Origin of the sequence: Curtobacterium sp. SP.BCo (assembly GCF_051903265.1) — a bacterium.
GTDB lineage: Bacteria > Actinomycetota > Actinomycetes > Actinomycetales > Microbacteriaceae > Curtobacterium.
Map to the genome: position 1 here is coordinate 246,236 of NZ_CP194337.1, position 14,944 is coordinate 261,179.

Consider the following 14,944-nt stretch of genomic DNA (forward strand, 5'->3'; position numbering starts at 1 on the left):
ATGGCAGTCGAACTGAACACCCGGACCACCCGGGGAGACCTCACGACACCGACGTTCCCCACCATGCGGTTCCCCGCCGGTGAAGCCCACGTCAAGGTCGCGCACGACGCCGACGCGGGGGAACTCGTCGAGATCGCGACCCTGCGCGGCACGAGCGGCGACGACCTCCTCCTGCTCGGCATGTGGGCGGACGCCGTCCGACAGCGCGGATCCCGGTCCGTCGCCCTCGTCCCGTACCTGCCCGGCGCCCGGCAGGACCGCGGCCTGCCGTTCGGCGCGAAGGTCTACGCCGACGTGCTCAACGGCTTCGGCATCGACCAGGTCATCGCCTTCGACCCGCACTCGCCGGTGATCGTCGACCTGGTCGAGCGCCTCACCGTGGTCACGAGCGAGACGGTCGTCCGTGACACGGTCGTCGCCGGGTCCGACTACAGCGGCATCATCGCCCCCGACAAGGGCGCGGTCGCCCGGGCCTCCGCGGTCGCCGACGCCTGCGGGCTCCCGGTGTTCCGCGCCGAGAAGCACCGGAACCCGGACACCGGCAAGCTCGACGGCTTCACGTGCGAGCCGCTGCCCGACTCCGGCCGGCTGCTCGTCGTGGACGACATCTGCGACGGCGGTGGCACGTTCACCGGACTCGCGGCCGCCACCGGGCTGCCGAAGGAGCGCCTCGGCCTCTGGGTCTCGCACGGTGTCTTCTCCGGCCGATCACCACAGCTCGCCGACCACTTCGGCGAGATCGTCACGACCGACAGCTACCCCGCGCAGAACGCCATCGAGGGCCTGCGCACGATCGAACTCACCCCCTACCTGACGGAGCAGATCCGATGACGCAGACCGAACCGACCACGACCACGACCACGACCACCGGCATCGCGCCCCGCCTGACCGGCCCGAGCCCGATCGCCCCGCTCCTGGCCGTCGACGGGTACAAGCACTCGCACCGGCAGGTCTACCCCGCCGGCACCACCCGGATCCTGATCAACTGGACGAACCGGTCGAACGCGCACATGCCCGAGTCGACGCACGCCGTGGTCTTCGGGCTGCAGGCGTTCATCCAGCGCCACCTGGTCGAGGCGTGGGCACCGTTCTTCGCCGCGGACGAGGACGAGGTCGCCGACCTGTTCGAGCAGGCACTGCAGGGCTACTTCGGCCCGAACCACATCGGCACCGACCACATCCGCGCCCTGCACCGCCTCGGGTACCTCCCGCTGACGATCCGGGCGCTCCCCGAGGGCACCCTCGCACCGATCGGCGTCGCGACCCTGACCGTCGAGAACACCGTCGACGAGTTCTTCTGGCTGCCGAACTACATCGAGACCGCGCTGTCGGCGTCGATCTGGCACCCGTCGACCGTCGCGACGAAGGCACTGGAGTACCGCGACCTCATGGAGGACTGGGCGGCCCGCACCGGCGCCGACCCGGCGAGCATCGACTTCGCCGCGCACGACTTCTCGTTCCGCGGGCAGTCGAGCATCGAGTCGGCCGCAGCGGGCGGAGCCGGACACCTGCTGTCCTTCCTCGGCACCGACTCGATGCCGTCGCTCGACTTCATCGACCGCTACTACCCGGGCGACAACGGCTGGGTCGGCGCGAGCGTCCCGGCGACCGAGCACAGCGTCATGTGCGTCCGCGGAGCCGACGGCGAGCTCGCCACCTTCGAGCAGATCCTCGACGTCTACCCGACGGGCATCGTCTCGGCGGTCAGCGACGGCTTCGACCTGTTCAAGGTCGTCACCGAGACGCTCCCGGCGCTCAAGGACCGGATCACGGCCCGTGACGGCAAGCTCGTCATCCGCCCGGACTCGGGCGACCCGGTCGACATCGTCACCGGGACCGTGCACGGCGTCGACCAGGCGGCGCTGACCGACCCGGCCCGCAGCCACGAGGAGAAGGGCGTCGTCGAGCTGCTCGACGAGATCTTCGGCCACACCGTGAACGAGCAGGGCCACAAGGTCCTCGACCAGCACATCGGCGTGATCTACGGCGACAGCATCACCCTCGACCGTGCCCGTCGCATCTACGAGCGCCTCGCCGCGAAGGGCTACGCGAGCGACAACATCGTGCTCGGCATCGGGTCGTACACGTACCAGTACATGACCCGCGACAACCTCGGCAGCGCCGTGAAGGCGACCTGGGCCCTGGTGGACGGCGAACCCGTCGACATCCAGAAGGACCCGAAGACCGGCAGCGGCAAGAAGAGCGCGAAGGGTCGCATCGCCCTGCACCGCGACGCCACCGGCGAGATCCGGCAGACCGACCAGGCCACGCCGGAGGACGAGGCGACGAGCCTGCTCCAGCCGGTGTGGACCGACGGCCGGTTCACCGTCCACCAGTCCTTCGCCGACGTCCGGGCCACGCTCCGCCGCGAGCGTGCCGAGCGGGCGGCCCGACGGGCGTCGGCGTGACCGACGCCCCGTCGGCGGCCCGCGACCAGCCGCTCATCGCGATCGACGTCGTCCCGATGTCGTTCACGGCGGGCGACGGGCTGCGGGTCGCCACCGCGCGTCGGCCGTACGACCCGTACGCCGGCCTGGAGGCACTGCCCGGCGTGCTCCTGGACGGTACGGAACTCCTCGCCGACGGTGCGCGTCGCGCCCTGCGGACCAAGGCCGGGATCGACGCGGCCGCGGTCCGGCACCTGGCACAGGTCGGTGCGTTCGACGGGCCCGACCGCGACCCGCGGAGCACGGCGATCAGCGTCGCCTTCGCCGCGGTCGTGGCCGCGCCGTCGACCGGAGGGTCCGTGGTGTGGCGCGGACCCGGCCAGGGCGAGCCGCGCCTCCCGTTCGACCACGACGCGATCATCGCGGCCGCGCTCGACCACGTCCGCACCCGGCTCTGGCACGACCTGCCGCTCACCCGCGCGCTGCTCGGCGACACGTTCAGCACCGCCGACGTCGCGCGGCTGCAGACCGAGCTGACCGGCGTGACGCCGGACCCGGGGAACACGAACCGCGCACTCCGGACGAACCCGGCGCTCGTCCGCGCCGACGCCCCCGCCCGGGCAGCCGGTCGCGGCGGCCGTCCCCCGGCCACCTGGACGTGGGTGTCCTGAGCGCGGTTGGCTGGGTGCATGGCCACTGCACCGCTGTCCGGCGACACGTCCTTCGCGTTCCCGGAGTTCACCGACCCGCCCGCGTCACCGTTCGCCGTCGCACGCACGTGGATCGACGCCGCTCGGGACGGTGACGTGTCCGAGCCCCTGTCGATGACCCTCGCCACCGCCGACGCCGACGGCCGGGTGTCAGCGCGGACCGTCGACGTGAAGCGGCTCGACGACACCGGGCTCGTGTTCGGCACCTCGACGCAGAGCCCGAAGGGCCGGCAGCTCACCGACAACCCGTTCGCGGCGCTGCAGGTCTACTGGCGGGAGACCATGCAACAGCTGCGGTTCGAGGGCCGCGCGGTCGCCCTGTCCGACGCCGAGTCCGACGCACTCTTCGCCGACCGGTCGCCGAAGTCCCGCGCCGCCACCGCCGTCGCCGACCAGTCCGGCCCCTACGGCGAGCGTTCGCTGGACGACCTGATCGACGACGCCAACGCCCTGCTCGACGAGCACGGCGACGATGTCCCGCGCCCGGGGTCTTGGCGGGCCTGGCGCCTCGAGCCCGACCTCGTCGAGTTCTGGCACGGCAGCCGCGACCGCATGCATCGACGCCTGGCCTACCGGCACGGTGCGGACGGCTGGGCCGTGGAGCGGCTGCAGCCGTAGGCCCGCCGGGCGGTTCGGGCGGTTCGGGCGGTTCGGGCGGCTCGGGCGGCCCCGGCGGCCCCGGCGGCCCCGGCGGCCCCGGCGGACCCGGCGGTTCGGGCTGTACCGGCACCGCGGCAACCGGCTCGCGCCACGGGATCCCGCGGCGCGAGCCGGTTGCGATGGTCCGAGTGCACCGCGCGCCGCGCGCCGCCGCCGCTACCGGGCGATCGGGTTCGGCATCGCCCCCGCCCGGATGAGCGACGACGACTGGTCCGCCAGGTCCACCATCGACAGGGTGTTCCGGAGCTGCAACCGGTTCAGGCACGAGTGCTCGAACGTGGGCACCCGCAGGTCCAGCGGCCGTCGACGCTCCGGGTGGGCGGCGGCGTGCGCATCGACGCACTCCCCCACCACCGCCCAGAACCGCTGCTCCGGCAGGACCCCGTCGTCGTCGAGGATCGCCGCGACGAACCGCAGCACCCCGTCGAAGACGTCGGTGAACACCGCGAGCGCCGCCTCGTCGTCGTCCACGGGGTGCACGATCCTCGCGATGTCCTCGGGGACCGGCCGGTCGGTGTGGGTCCCGAGCACCGCGGCCTCCTCGCCGATGTCCTTCATCACGGCGCGGACGACGACGCCGTCGCGGACCACGAGCACCAGGTTCTCGCCGTGCGGCATGAACACCAGGTCGTGCACGGTCAGACAGTGCACGACGGGCAGCAGGTAGGCGTCGAGCCAGCGCCGCACCCACGCGTCGGCGGGCAGCCCGGACGCGGCGACGAGCGACGAGACCACTGCGCTTCCGGCTGCGTCGCAGTGCAGCAGCGCAGCCATGGTCAGCAGCCGTTCGCCCTCGGCCAACCGTGGCACGGGACTCTCCCGCCACAGGGCGGCGAGCATCTTCCGCTGTGGTGAGGACACCGTCACCCTGTGGTACGCATCCCCGGTGTACCCGATCGCGGCGTGCTCCCGGAGGACGGAGAACCCGGCGGCGGCGAGCGTCGGGTCGGCGGCGACGAGCGACGCCACCCAGTCGTTCACGGCCGGGGTGTTCCGCATGTACGCGGGCGACATGCCCCGCAGGAACCCCATGTTCTGCACGGCGAGCGCCGTCTTCACGTACGAGCGCTCCGGGTGCGATCGGTCGAACGCGGTGCGGATCGACTGCTGCGGCTGGTACTCGTCCGGCCCCTCGCCGAGGTCCACCAGGTCCTGCCGCCCCAGGTCGGGCGCGAACGTCACGGCGATCCGGTGCTGCCACTGCCACGGGTGCACGGGGATCCACACGTAGTCCTCGGGATCGAGCCCACGGCGCCGCAGCGTCGACCGGTACCCGGCGACCGTCGCGGCGTCGAGCTCGGCTGTCCAGTGCGCGTCCTCGGTCCGGTCCGCGGCGAGCGCCAGGTGCGTGTGCTCCCGCCGTGCCGCGAGCCACCGGTAGCGGAACCGCCCGCCGACCTCGGGTGCGAAGGCCCGGTACTCGTCGAGCCCGAACCCGATCCGCCCGTTCGCGGCGACGAACGCCGGGTGTCCCTCGGTCATGGCCGACTCGACGTCCTGGAAGGACGCGACCGCGCCGTCGACGGAGTCGTCGGCGCGCCCGCGGGCCAGCTGCGCGGCGGACGGTCCGCCCCGACGGTGCTTCGCCGCGGCGCTCGCGAGGGTCGACGCGATCTCCTCCAGGTACGTGCCGAGCAGCTCGTCGGGGATGCCGAGCAGGTCCCGGAGCTCGAGCACGAGGTCCTGCGCGCGCAGGGGCACCGGCTCGCCGTCGACCGTCCGCACCACCGACGCTTCGTCGACCGACCAGTGCTCGAGTCGGTGCAGTCGGGCACGGAAGCGGTAGGTCGACTCCCCCGCGTCCAGCCGCCAGCCGTCCCCGTCGGGCACGGGCGCGACGAGCCGCTCGTGGGCGAACTCCGCGATCGCCTTCGCCACGAGGTGCCGCTCGGCCGGCTCGAGGTGCTCCGGCCGCAGGTGCGCAGCGGGACCGTCGTCGTCGGGCACGCCGATCCGGTCGGTGTCGAGCACCGAGAGCAGCGCGCGCTTGCCGTCGACGTCGACCTCGCGCAGCACGCGGAACCCGACCTCGGCGTTCTTCGCGTGCACCGCCGTGTTCCGGACGTCCGGCTCGACGACGACGCGGCGTGCCCCGAGCACGTCACGACAGTGCTCCACCACGGCGCGCATCACGGCGCTGGTCAGTCCGGACACGCGGCCGTCGACGGGCGGCGGGGCGACGAGCAGGTGCATGCCGACGTCGCCCGGCTCGGCGGCCCAGACGTCGGTGAGCAGGACGCTCGCCGGGTCGTAGGTCTCGGCGAGGAACACCGGGACGCCGTCGCGACGGCCGAGCCACGCGGCCTGGTCCGGGTCCGCCTGCACGCCGGCGAGGTACACGCGCACCGCCTCGACGTCGAGGTGCCCCATCTCCCACCACGACGACGCCGGGTGGGCGAGCCACGACTGCACGACGGCGGCGTCGCGGTCCGGGTCCACGGGTTCGACGGACAGGAGGCCCGGTGCGGCGCCCACGGGTCGGCGCGCCGCCGGCGCGCTGGTCGCGTCCACGGTCATGCCGTCACCTCCGCGCGCTCGGTGACGGGACGCGGGGTGGACTGCCGGGTGGCGGGCAGGCCGAACTCCTGGAAGGCGATCCGTTCCTCCAGGCCGTAGACCGACCGACCCGTGACGGACCGGATGATCGACGCGTTCCGCCACGCACCCATGCCGAGGTCCGGGGCGGTGAGTCCGTGCGTGTGCTCCTCGGCGTTCTGCACCCAGATGCGGCCGCCGAGACGGTCGACGTGGTGGTCGCGGGCGACCGCGAACCGCCCCCGCGCGTCCCGCGCGACCAGGTGCTCGACCGGGTCGAGGAACGACGTGGGCCGCGGCGCGTACCCGGTGGCGAGGACGAGGCGCTCGACCTCGTGCTCGTACGTCTCGCCGAGCTGCTCGTGCCGGAGCGTCAGCCGGTACGTGCCCCGGTCGGCGAGCCACGCGGCGTCGACCACGCTCGTCTCGGTGCGGAGGCTCGTCGGGACCGGACCACGGGCGCTGATCCGGTAGAGCTGGTCGTACAGCTCGTCCACCAGGTCGGCGCTGATCCCCTTGTACAGGCCACGCTGCTCGCGTCCCAGACGGTCCCGGACACCCTCCGGCAGCGCGTGGAAGTGGTCCGTGTACTCGGGACTCGTCATCTCCAGCGTGAGCTTCGTGTCCTCCATCGGGAAGAACCGCGGCGACCGGGTGATCCAGTCGAGGCGGTAGTCGTGCTGCCGGACGTCCTCGAGCAGGTCGCGGTAGACCTCCGCCGCGGACTGCCCGCTGCCGATCACCGCGACGGACCCGGCGGCGCGCAGGGCGTCCCGGTTCGGCAGGTAGTCGGCGGAGTGGATCGCGGGACCGCCCACGCCGCGGAGGGGCTCCGGCACGACCGGTTCCGTGCCGATGCCCACGACGACGTGGCGTGCGCGGTACGTCTCGGGACCCTGATCGGTCTCGGCGTGCACCGTGAAGAGGTCCGTCGTCACGTTGTGCTCGACGGCCGTGACCCGGCGCCCCCAGCGCAGGGTGTCCAGCCGGTCGGCGGCCCAGCGGCAGTAGGCGTCGTACTCACTGCGGAGGGGGTGGAAGTCCTCGCGGATGTAGAACGGGTACAGGCGCCCGGTCTCCTTGAGCCACGCCAGGAACGAGAACGGCGACGTCGGGTCGGCCATCGTCACGAGGTCGGCCAGGAACGGCACCTGGATCGTGGCGTCGTCGAGCATCATGCCGTGGTGCCAGGCGAAGCCGTCGGCGGCGTCGAGGAACACCGCGTCGAGGTCGTCGACGGGGTCGGTCAGGCAGGCGAGGCCGAGGTTGAACGGGCCGATGCCGATGCCGACGACGTCGTGGGTCGCGGCGGCGGTCATCGTGCTGCTCCCGCGGGCGTCGTCGCGGCGAGGGCTGGGATCGTTGCGTTGACAGCTGCTGCCGTCGCTGCCGCGGTCCGCGCCACGTGGTCCAGGGACGCCCGCATCTGCTCCGGCGTCGTCTCCGGGTTGAGCAGGGTGAACTTGTTGCACGGCCGGCCGTCGATCACCGTCTTCGCGACGAGCACCCGCCCCTCGGCCAGGAGCGCCGCACGGATCGGCGCCACGAGCGCGTCGGCCTCGTCGTCGGGCAGGCCCGCGGGCTGCCACCGGAACAGCACCGTGCTGAGCTGCGTCGGGGCGACGAGGTCGAACTCCGGGTGCTCCGCCACCATCGTGTGGGTGGCTGCGGCGAGGTCGATCACGGCGTCGAACGCTCGCCCGACGGCGTCGGCGCCGGACGCGCGCAGCGTCGCCCAGAGCTTCAGCGCGTCGAACCGCCTGGTGGTCTGCAGCGACTTGTCGACCTGGTTCGGCTCGGCGGCGTCCTCCGGGTTGAGGTAGTCGGCGTGCCAGGCCGTCCGACGCAGGTCGTCGGGGTCCCGGACGAGCAGGACGCTCGACGAGACCGGCTGGAAGAAGGACTTGTGCAGGTCCGCCGTCACGCTCCGCGCCCGTTCGATGCCGTCGAGCAGGTGCCGGCGGGTCGGGGACACGAGCAGCCCGCAGCCGTACGCGGCGTCCACGTGGAGCCAGACGCCCTCGAGGTCGCACACGTCGGCGATCGGTTCGAGCGGGTCGATCACGCCGCGGTCGGTCGTGCCAGCGGTGGCGACCACCGCCACCGGCGTGCGACCGGCAGCCCGGGCTGCGGCGATCGCCTCGGCGAGGGCAGCGGGGCGCATCCGACCGGTGGTGTCGGTCGGGACGTCGATGACCGCCTCGAGGCCCAGCAGCCGCGCCGACTTGGCGATGCTGAAGTGGGTCTCGGCGGTGGCGAACACGACGGGGTGCGGCACGGCGCCGCCGGTCGTCGCGACGCTTCCGGTGGCCGCGCTCGTTGCGGCCTCCCGCGCGAGCAGGAGTGCCTGCAGGTTGGACTGCGAGCCGCCGGACGTGAAGACGCCGTCGCCCGCGGTGAACCCGGCGCGTCCGGCCAGCCAGTCGACCACGTGGCGCTCGATCTCGGTGCCGATCCGGGACTGGTCCCAGGTGTCGACCGAGGGGTTCACGGCGGCGAGCACGGCCTCCGCGGCCACGGCGGGCAGTGCGACCGGGCAGTTGAGGTGGGCGAGGTACCCGGGGTCGTGGAACCAGACGGCCTCGCGGACGAACAGGTCGTCGAGTTCGGCGAGCGCCCGGTCGGTCCCGATGGCTTCGGCGTCGAGGTCGATGTCGGCGACCCGGGCGCGGAGCTCGTGCGGAGCGGTGTCGGTCGTCGGCCGGTCGACGGCGGCCAGGCGATCGGCGAGCCGGTCGACGGTGGCCGTGACGGTCGTCCGGTAGCGGTCGGCGTCGGCGGTGGTGAGGATCTCGAGTGCTGTCACGTTAGGTAAGGCTAACCTCACCTCGTTGCGTTTGTCACCCGAACAGGGGCAGCCCGGCGTGGCGAGCACGGCGCAGCCACAGCACGACACGCCACGGCGCGGGTCGGCGCGGCACGCACGAAACCGGCTCGCGCCACGGGATTCCACGGCGCGAGCCGGTTGGCGTTGCGCGAGTGCACACCGAGCACCACGCAACGGCGCGGCACGGCGCAGCGCAGCGCGGCGCGGCACAGCGCAGCGCAGCTTCGCTAGAGCTTGTCGATCGGCGCGATCTTGATGAGGAGCTTCTTGCGGCCCGCGGTGTCGAACGCGATCTCCGCGATGCGCTTCGCACCCTGCCCGGTCACTGCCGACACCGTGCCGTCGCCGAAGTCGACGTGCCGGATGCGGTCGCCCGCCGCCAGCTCCATGTCGCCGTTGTCGCGGACCTGACCGGAGACCCGGTTCGCCCACTCGGTCTTCGGGCGGGTCTTCGCCGCAGCCGCTGCGCGGTCGTACGAGCCGCCGCCCCAGCCGCCGCCTCCGCGGTAGCCGCCACCGCCACCACCACCGCTGCCGCCGAAGCCGCCCTCACGCTTGGCGTTCAGCGCGCGCGGCTGCGTCCCGCCCCGGCTGTTCGCCATGCCCGGGGACTGCTTCCACTCGATGAGCCCCTCGGGGATCTCCTGCAGGAACCGGGAGGGCATCGCCACGTTGACGTCACCGAACTGCGCGCGGGTCATCGCGAGCGACAGGAACAGGGACTTCTTGGCGCGGGTGATGCCGACGTAGAACAGGCGGCGTTCCTCGGAGGGACCACCGGGCTCGTTCGCGGACATCCGGTGCGGCAGCAGGTCCTCCTCGACGCCCGTCAGGAAGACCGCGTCGTACTCGAGCCCCTTCGCCGTGTGGAGCGTCATGAGCGACACCGTGCCCGACGAGTCGTCCAGTTCGTCCGCCGCCGCGACGAGGGAGACCTCGGTCAGGAAGTCCGACAGCGTGCCCTCGGGGTTGTTCTTCTGGAACTCCCGGGTCACCGCGACGAGCTCGTCGATGTTGTCGGCGCGTGCGGCGTCCTGTGCGTCCGGCGACTTGCGCAGGTTCTCGAGCAGCCCGGACCCGTCGAGCAGCTGCGTCAGGGTGTCGACGACCGGTTGGCCCTGCGCCTTCGCGGAGACCTCGTCGAGGAGCGCCGCGAACGCCGTGATCGCGTTCCGGACCTTCGGCCCGAAGCCGAGCTCGTCCGCGTGCCGCAGCGCGTCGCGCATCGTGGTGTCGTGCTCGTCGGCGTAGCGCTGCAGGGTCGTCTCGGTGACGGCACCGATGCCGCGCTTCGGGACGTTCAGGATGCGTCGGAGGGCGAGCGGATCGGCCGGGTTCGCGACGGTGATCAGGTAGGCCATGGCGTCCTTGATCTCGGCGCGCTCGTAGAACTTCGTGCCGCCGAGCACCCGGTACGGTATCGCCGAGCGGATGAAGATCTCCTCCAGCGCACGGGTCTGCGAGTTCGTCCGGTAGAACACCGCCATGTCGCGGTAGTCGGTGCCGTCCTCGTGCAGGCGCTGGATCTCGTCGGCGACGAACTGCGCCTCGTCGTGGCCGGTGTAGCCGGTGAACCCGACGATCTTGTCGCCGGCCCCGACGTCGGTGAACAGGTTCTTCGCCTGGCGGTCGAAGTTGTTCGCGATGACGGCGTTCGCTGCGTCGAGGATGTTCTGCGTCGACCGGTAGTTCTGCTCGAGCAGGATCACCTTCGAGTTCGGGAAGTCCCGCTCGAACTCGACGATGTTGCGGATGTCGGCACCGCGGAAGGCGTAGATCGACTGGTCCGAGTCGCCCACGACCGTCAGGGACGCCGGCGCGATGGACCCGTCGGCCTCGCGCATCCGGGCGACGTGCTGACCGGAGTCCTCCAGCTTGTCGACCTGCTCGACCGGCACCGGACGGGTGAGCTCGCGGATCAGCGAGTACTGCGCGTGGTTGGTGTCCTGGTACTCGTCGACCAGGATGAAGCGGAACCGACGCTGGTAGAGCGCAGCGACCTCGGGGAACGCGCGGAACAGGAACACCGTCTGGCCGATGAGGTCGTCGAAGTCGAACGCGTTCGCCCGGCGCAGGTCGTTCGTGTACCGCCGGAACACCTCCGTGAACATGACCTCCTGCGGGTCGTTCGCGTTGATGTTGCGGGCGTACGAGTCGATGTCCTGCAGCTCGTTCTTGAGCTTCGAGATCTTCGACGCCGCAGCACCGACCGTCAGCCCGAGGGAGTCCGCCTCGAGCTCCTTGATGATCCGCTTGAGCAGGGCCCTCGAGTCCGCGGAGTCGTAGATCGTGAAGGACTGCGGGAACCCGAAGCGCTCGGCCTCACGCCGGAGGATCCGCACGCACGCCGAGTGGAACGTGGAGATCCACATGCCCTCGGACTCCTGGCCGACGAGGGCCCGGACGCGCTCGCGCATCTCCGCAGCGGCCTTGTTCGTGAAGGTGATCGCCAGGATCTGCGACGGCCAGGCTTCCCGGTTGGCGAGCAGGAGTGCGATGCGACGGGTGAGCACGCTCGTCTTGCCGGAGCCCGCGCCCGCCACGATGAGCAGGGACTCGCCGCGGTACTCGACGGCTTCCTTCTGCTGGGGGTTCAGACCCGCGGTGAAGGGGTCCTCGTAGGCAGCGGCGCCACCCCCGTGCTCCGGGGACGACTCGAATGGGTCCAGCACGATCGTCATGTCCGGGACAGTCTAGGCGCGACCCCCGACAGCCGAACGGGCGAGCACGGCGAGGTCGGTGTGGTCCGCGAACACCCCGTCGACGCCGGTCCGGACGATCGAGGTGAACCACCGCTCCCAGTCGCCGAACGCCGCGACCTCGCCACCGCGGCGGAGGGGCGCCGGCAGGAACCGGTTCTCCGGCCGGAGCGTCCACGTGTACACCGCGAGACCGGCGTCGTGCGCCCGGTCGACGATCACGCTCCGCACCGGGGCGGGGTCGTCGACCGCCACGCTGTCCACGCCCGCCATCACCGTCGCGACCGGCAGGCTGACGCCGTGGAACTCGGTCGCGAGCGAGGCGAGCGAGTCCTCGGACCGCTCCGCGGCGTACGTGGGAGCCAGCGACCCGTGGGAGGCGACCTCGTCCGGGGCGCTGCCGCGGGCCTCCTGGAGGTACACGAGCCGACCGCCGGTCCCGCGCGCACGGAGGTCGCGGAGGACGCCCTTCTCGAAGCACTCGATCGTGAGCCGCTCGTCCCCGCGCCACCCGGCATCCGCCAGCGCGTCGTCGAGCAGCTGCCCCATCGGGAAGCCGGCCCGCGCGAAGCAGTCGGCGTGCTTCACCTCGGCCACGAGCCCGACCGGCCGCGGTGCCGCGTCGAGGATGCCGAGCAGGTCCTCGAGCCGGAGGATCGGTTCCTCCCCGTCGTGCTCCGCCGACGCCGGGCGCAGGGCCGGCAGGCGTTCCCGGGTCCGGAGCGTCTGCAGTTCCGCCCACGTGAAGTCCTCGGTGAACCAGCCGGTCAGGGTCTGGCCGTCGACCGTCTTGGTGGTCCGCAGGTGCCGGAACTCGGGGTGGCCCGCCACGTCGGTCGTGCCCGAGATCTCGTTCTCGTGCCGCAACACCAGCACGCCGTCCTTCGTCGGCACGAGGTCCGGTTCGATCGCGTCTGCCCCGAGCTCGACCGCGAGCTCGTACGCGCTCCGCGAGTGCTCGGGACGGTAGCCGGACGCGCCGCGGTGGGCGATCACCAGGGTCATGGCCGCACCCTACTGGCCAGTGGTGTCCACGGGCTGGCGTGTGCCGGGCGACACATCCCGATGTGCACAGGCCGCCGTTCCCAGCCGCGGGTCGGACGCTCGCAGCATGACCGCCCGTTCCCTGTCCACCGCCGTGGAGCACCGCATCGACCGAGCCGCGCGACGGATGCTCGACGCCGGCCACCAGCCGCACCGTCCCCTCCGGATCGCCGTCACCGAGTTCCTCGTCTTCGGCGCGAAGCAGGCCTGGGCGTGCACGTACGGTGCAGTGCTGCTGGCGACGATGGCGATCGTCCACGGCACCGTGCCGGCCGCAGCCCGGAACGACGTGCTCACCGTCGCCGCCGTCCTGCTGCAGGTCGCGATGCTCGTCTTCGGCCTCGAGACCGTCCGGGAGCTCCGGGTCATCCTGCTCTTCCACGTGGTCGGCACGGTCATGGAGGTCTTCAAGACCCACATGGGCTCGTGGACCTACGCGCCCGGCGGTGTCCTGGTCGTGCTCGGCGTCCCGCTGTTCTCCGGGTTCATGTACGGCGCGGTCGGGTCGTACCTGGTGCGGGTGCACCGGCTGTTCGACCTGCGCTTCGACCGGTACCCCCGGCAGTGGCTGCTCGCCGTCGTCGCCGGACTCGTCTACCTGAACTTCTTCGGGCACCACTTCGTCTGGGACGCCCGGTACGTGCTGCTCGCGCTCGTGGTCGCCCTCTTCGCCCGGACCACCATGCACGCGCGGGTGCACCGCACCGTCCTCCGGATGCCCGTCCTCGTCGCGATGGGGCTCGTGGCGCTGTTCATCTGGTTCGCCGAGAACGTCGCCACCTGGGCGGGCGCCTGGTCCTACCCGGCACAGGCGGCGGCCTGGCACCCGGTGGCGCCCACGAAGATCGTCGCCTGGCTGCTCCTCATGCTCATCTCGGTCGCGCTGGTCACGTGGGTCTCCCCGGCGATCCCGCCGACCGGGCCTGGAGGCGCAGACCACCGCCGCCCCACCACCCGCGCTGGACGGTCGGCTGGTTCCCGACGACTTCGGGGCGCGCGCGCAGCAGATCCCCATAGGCTCGCCGTGACGCGGCCCTCCGGGACCGCTTCCGCTCGCCGCGAATCCTCAGCCTTCCGCGACCGAGCGCCCCTAGGCTGAGAGGACTCGAATCTCCAAGGAAGAGGACACCATGGCCTTCAAGCCCGGTTTCGACCAGTCCCCCGCCTTCAACAACCAGGGGCCCAACACCTGGGGTGGGCGTGGCGCTGGTCAGCAGCAGGCCGGCTGGGGACAGACCCCGCAGCAGGCGCAGGGCGGCATGACGCCCGAGCAGCTGCAGTACATGTACGACCGTCCGGCAGCGAGCACGGTCGACACCGACCGCATGTCGTACGAGGACACCATCGTCAAGACGCTCCTGGCGTTCGGCGTGCTGATCGTCGGCGCGGTCGCCGGCTGGAACCTGCCGCCGATGGTCTGGATCGTCGGCGCGATCGTCGGCTTCGTGCTGGCGCTCGTCAACACCTTCAAGAAGAAGCCGTCGCCGGCACTCGTCCTGGCGTACGCCTTCTTCGAGGGCCTGTTCGTCGGTGGCATCTCGAACTACTTCCAGACCGCGCTCCCGCAGGCGGACGGCATCGTCGCGCAGGCCGTGTTCGGCACCCTCGGGGTGTTCGCGGTCACGCTGCTGCTGTTCCTCTCGGGCAAGGTCCGCGCGACGCCGAAGCTCACCCGCTTCTTCCTCATCGCGATGGTCGGGTACATGGCGTTCTCGCTCGTGAACCTCGTCCTGATGTGGACCGGCGTCACGAAGACGGCGTTCGGGCTCATGGGCACGACGGTCTTCGGCATCCCGCTGGGCGTCGTGATCGGCATCTTCGTGGTCCTGATGGCCGCGTACTCGCTGATCCTCGACTTCGACCAGATCAAGACGGGTGTCCAGCGCGGCGCCCCGAAGATCTACGCGTGGACGGCGGCCTTCGGGCTCATCGTCACCCTCGTGTGGCTCTACCTCGAGATCCTGCGCATCCTCGCCATCATCGCGAGCAGCCAGCGCAACTAGCTCCGACCAGGAGGGCCCCGGCGAACACGCCGGGGCCCTTCGTCGTGTCCGGGGGTCCCACGCGTCCAGAACCGGCGCG

The 14,944-nt window shown here is 71.8% G+C and carries 11 protein-coding genes; 6 read left to right on the top strand and 5 right to left on the bottom strand.

Features of this window, described 5'->3' with window-relative positions:
• Genes ACRQ4B_RS01145 through ACRQ4B_RS01160 form a run of 4 tightly spaced genes read left to right on the top strand, consistent with a single transcriptional unit; the run spans position 1 to position 3,715 of the window.
• Positions 1 to 831: a ribose-phosphate pyrophosphokinase gene (locus ACRQ4B_RS01145; protein ID WP_439692896.1), complete on the top strand. Its 831-nt coding sequence runs from the start codon at positions 1 to 3 to the stop codon at positions 829 to 831.
• Complete coding sequence (locus ACRQ4B_RS01150; RefSeq protein ID WP_439692897.1) at positions 828 to 2,408, top strand: nicotinate phosphoribosyltransferase; 1,581 nt, start codon at positions 828 to 830, stop codon at positions 2,406 to 2,408. Before ACRQ4B_RS01145 ends, ACRQ4B_RS01150 begins: the two co-directional genes overlap by 4 nt.
• Entirely contained in the window at positions 2,405 to 3,058 is a 654-nt protein-coding gene (locus ACRQ4B_RS01155; RefSeq protein ID WP_439692898.1) for a hypothetical protein, read from the top strand. The genes ACRQ4B_RS01150 and ACRQ4B_RS01155 overlap by 4 nt, the downstream gene beginning before the upstream one ends.
• A gap of 18 nt (positions 3,059 to 3,076) precedes the next feature.
• The gene (locus tag ACRQ4B_RS01160) at positions 3,077 to 3,715 is read left to right on the top strand and encodes a pyridoxal 5'-phosphate synthase (RefSeq protein WP_439692899.1); all 639 of its coding nucleotides are present in this window, start codon (positions 3,077 to 3,079) and stop codon (positions 3,713 to 3,715) included.
• Positions 3,716 to 3,913: 198 nt separating this feature from the next.
• On the opposite strand, the gene ACRQ4B_RS01165 is transcribed toward ACRQ4B_RS01160, so the two are convergent.
• From ACRQ4B_RS01165 to ACRQ4B_RS01185, 5 genes are all read right to left on the bottom strand, one after another.
• Positions 3,914 to 6,274: a GNAT family N-acetyltransferase gene (locus ACRQ4B_RS01165; RefSeq protein WP_439692900.1), complete on the bottom strand. Its 2,361-nt coding sequence runs from the start codon at positions 6,272 to 6,274 to the stop codon at positions 3,914 to 3,916.
• The gene (locus ACRQ4B_RS01170) at positions 6,271 to 7,611 is read right to left on the bottom strand and encodes a lysine N(6)-hydroxylase/L-ornithine N(5)-oxygenase family protein (RefSeq protein ID WP_439692901.1); all 1,341 of its coding nucleotides are present in this window, start codon (positions 7,609 to 7,611) and stop codon (positions 6,271 to 6,273) included. Before ACRQ4B_RS01170 ends, ACRQ4B_RS01165 begins: the two co-directional genes overlap by 4 nt.
• On the bottom strand, positions 7,608 to 9,098 hold the full coding sequence (locus ACRQ4B_RS01175) for a pyridoxal phosphate-dependent decarboxylase family protein (RefSeq protein ID WP_439692902.1): 1,491 nt from the start codon (positions 9,096 to 9,098) through the stop codon (positions 7,608 to 7,610). The genes ACRQ4B_RS01170 and ACRQ4B_RS01175 overlap by 4 nt, the downstream gene beginning before the upstream one ends.
• A 248-nt stretch (positions 9,099 to 9,346) precedes the next feature.
• The gene (locus ACRQ4B_RS01180) at positions 9,347 to 11,800 is read right to left on the bottom strand and encodes an ATP-dependent helicase (protein ID WP_439692903.1); all 2,454 of its coding nucleotides are present in this window, start codon (positions 11,798 to 11,800) and stop codon (positions 9,347 to 9,349) included.
• Positions 11,801 to 11,812: 12 nt separating this feature from the next.
• Entirely contained in the window at positions 11,813 to 12,823 is a 1,011-nt protein-coding gene (locus ACRQ4B_RS01185) for a glycerophosphodiester phosphodiesterase family protein (protein WP_439692904.1), read from the bottom strand.
• A 106-nt stretch (positions 12,824 to 12,929) separates the two neighbouring features.
• Here ACRQ4B_RS01185 and ACRQ4B_RS01190 point away from each other — a divergent pair, with 106 nt between their 5' ends.
• On the top strand, positions 12,930 to 13,961 hold the full coding sequence (locus ACRQ4B_RS01190; protein WP_439692905.1) for a DUF817 domain-containing protein: 1,032 nt from the start codon (positions 12,930 to 12,932) through the stop codon (positions 13,959 to 13,961).
• Between the two features lie 31 nt (positions 13,962 to 13,992).
• Entirely contained in the window at positions 13,993 to 14,865 is an 873-nt protein-coding gene (locus ACRQ4B_RS01195; RefSeq protein WP_439692906.1) for a Bax inhibitor-1/YccA family protein, read from the top strand.
• The last annotated feature ends 79 nt before the right edge of the window (positions 14,866 to 14,944 follow it).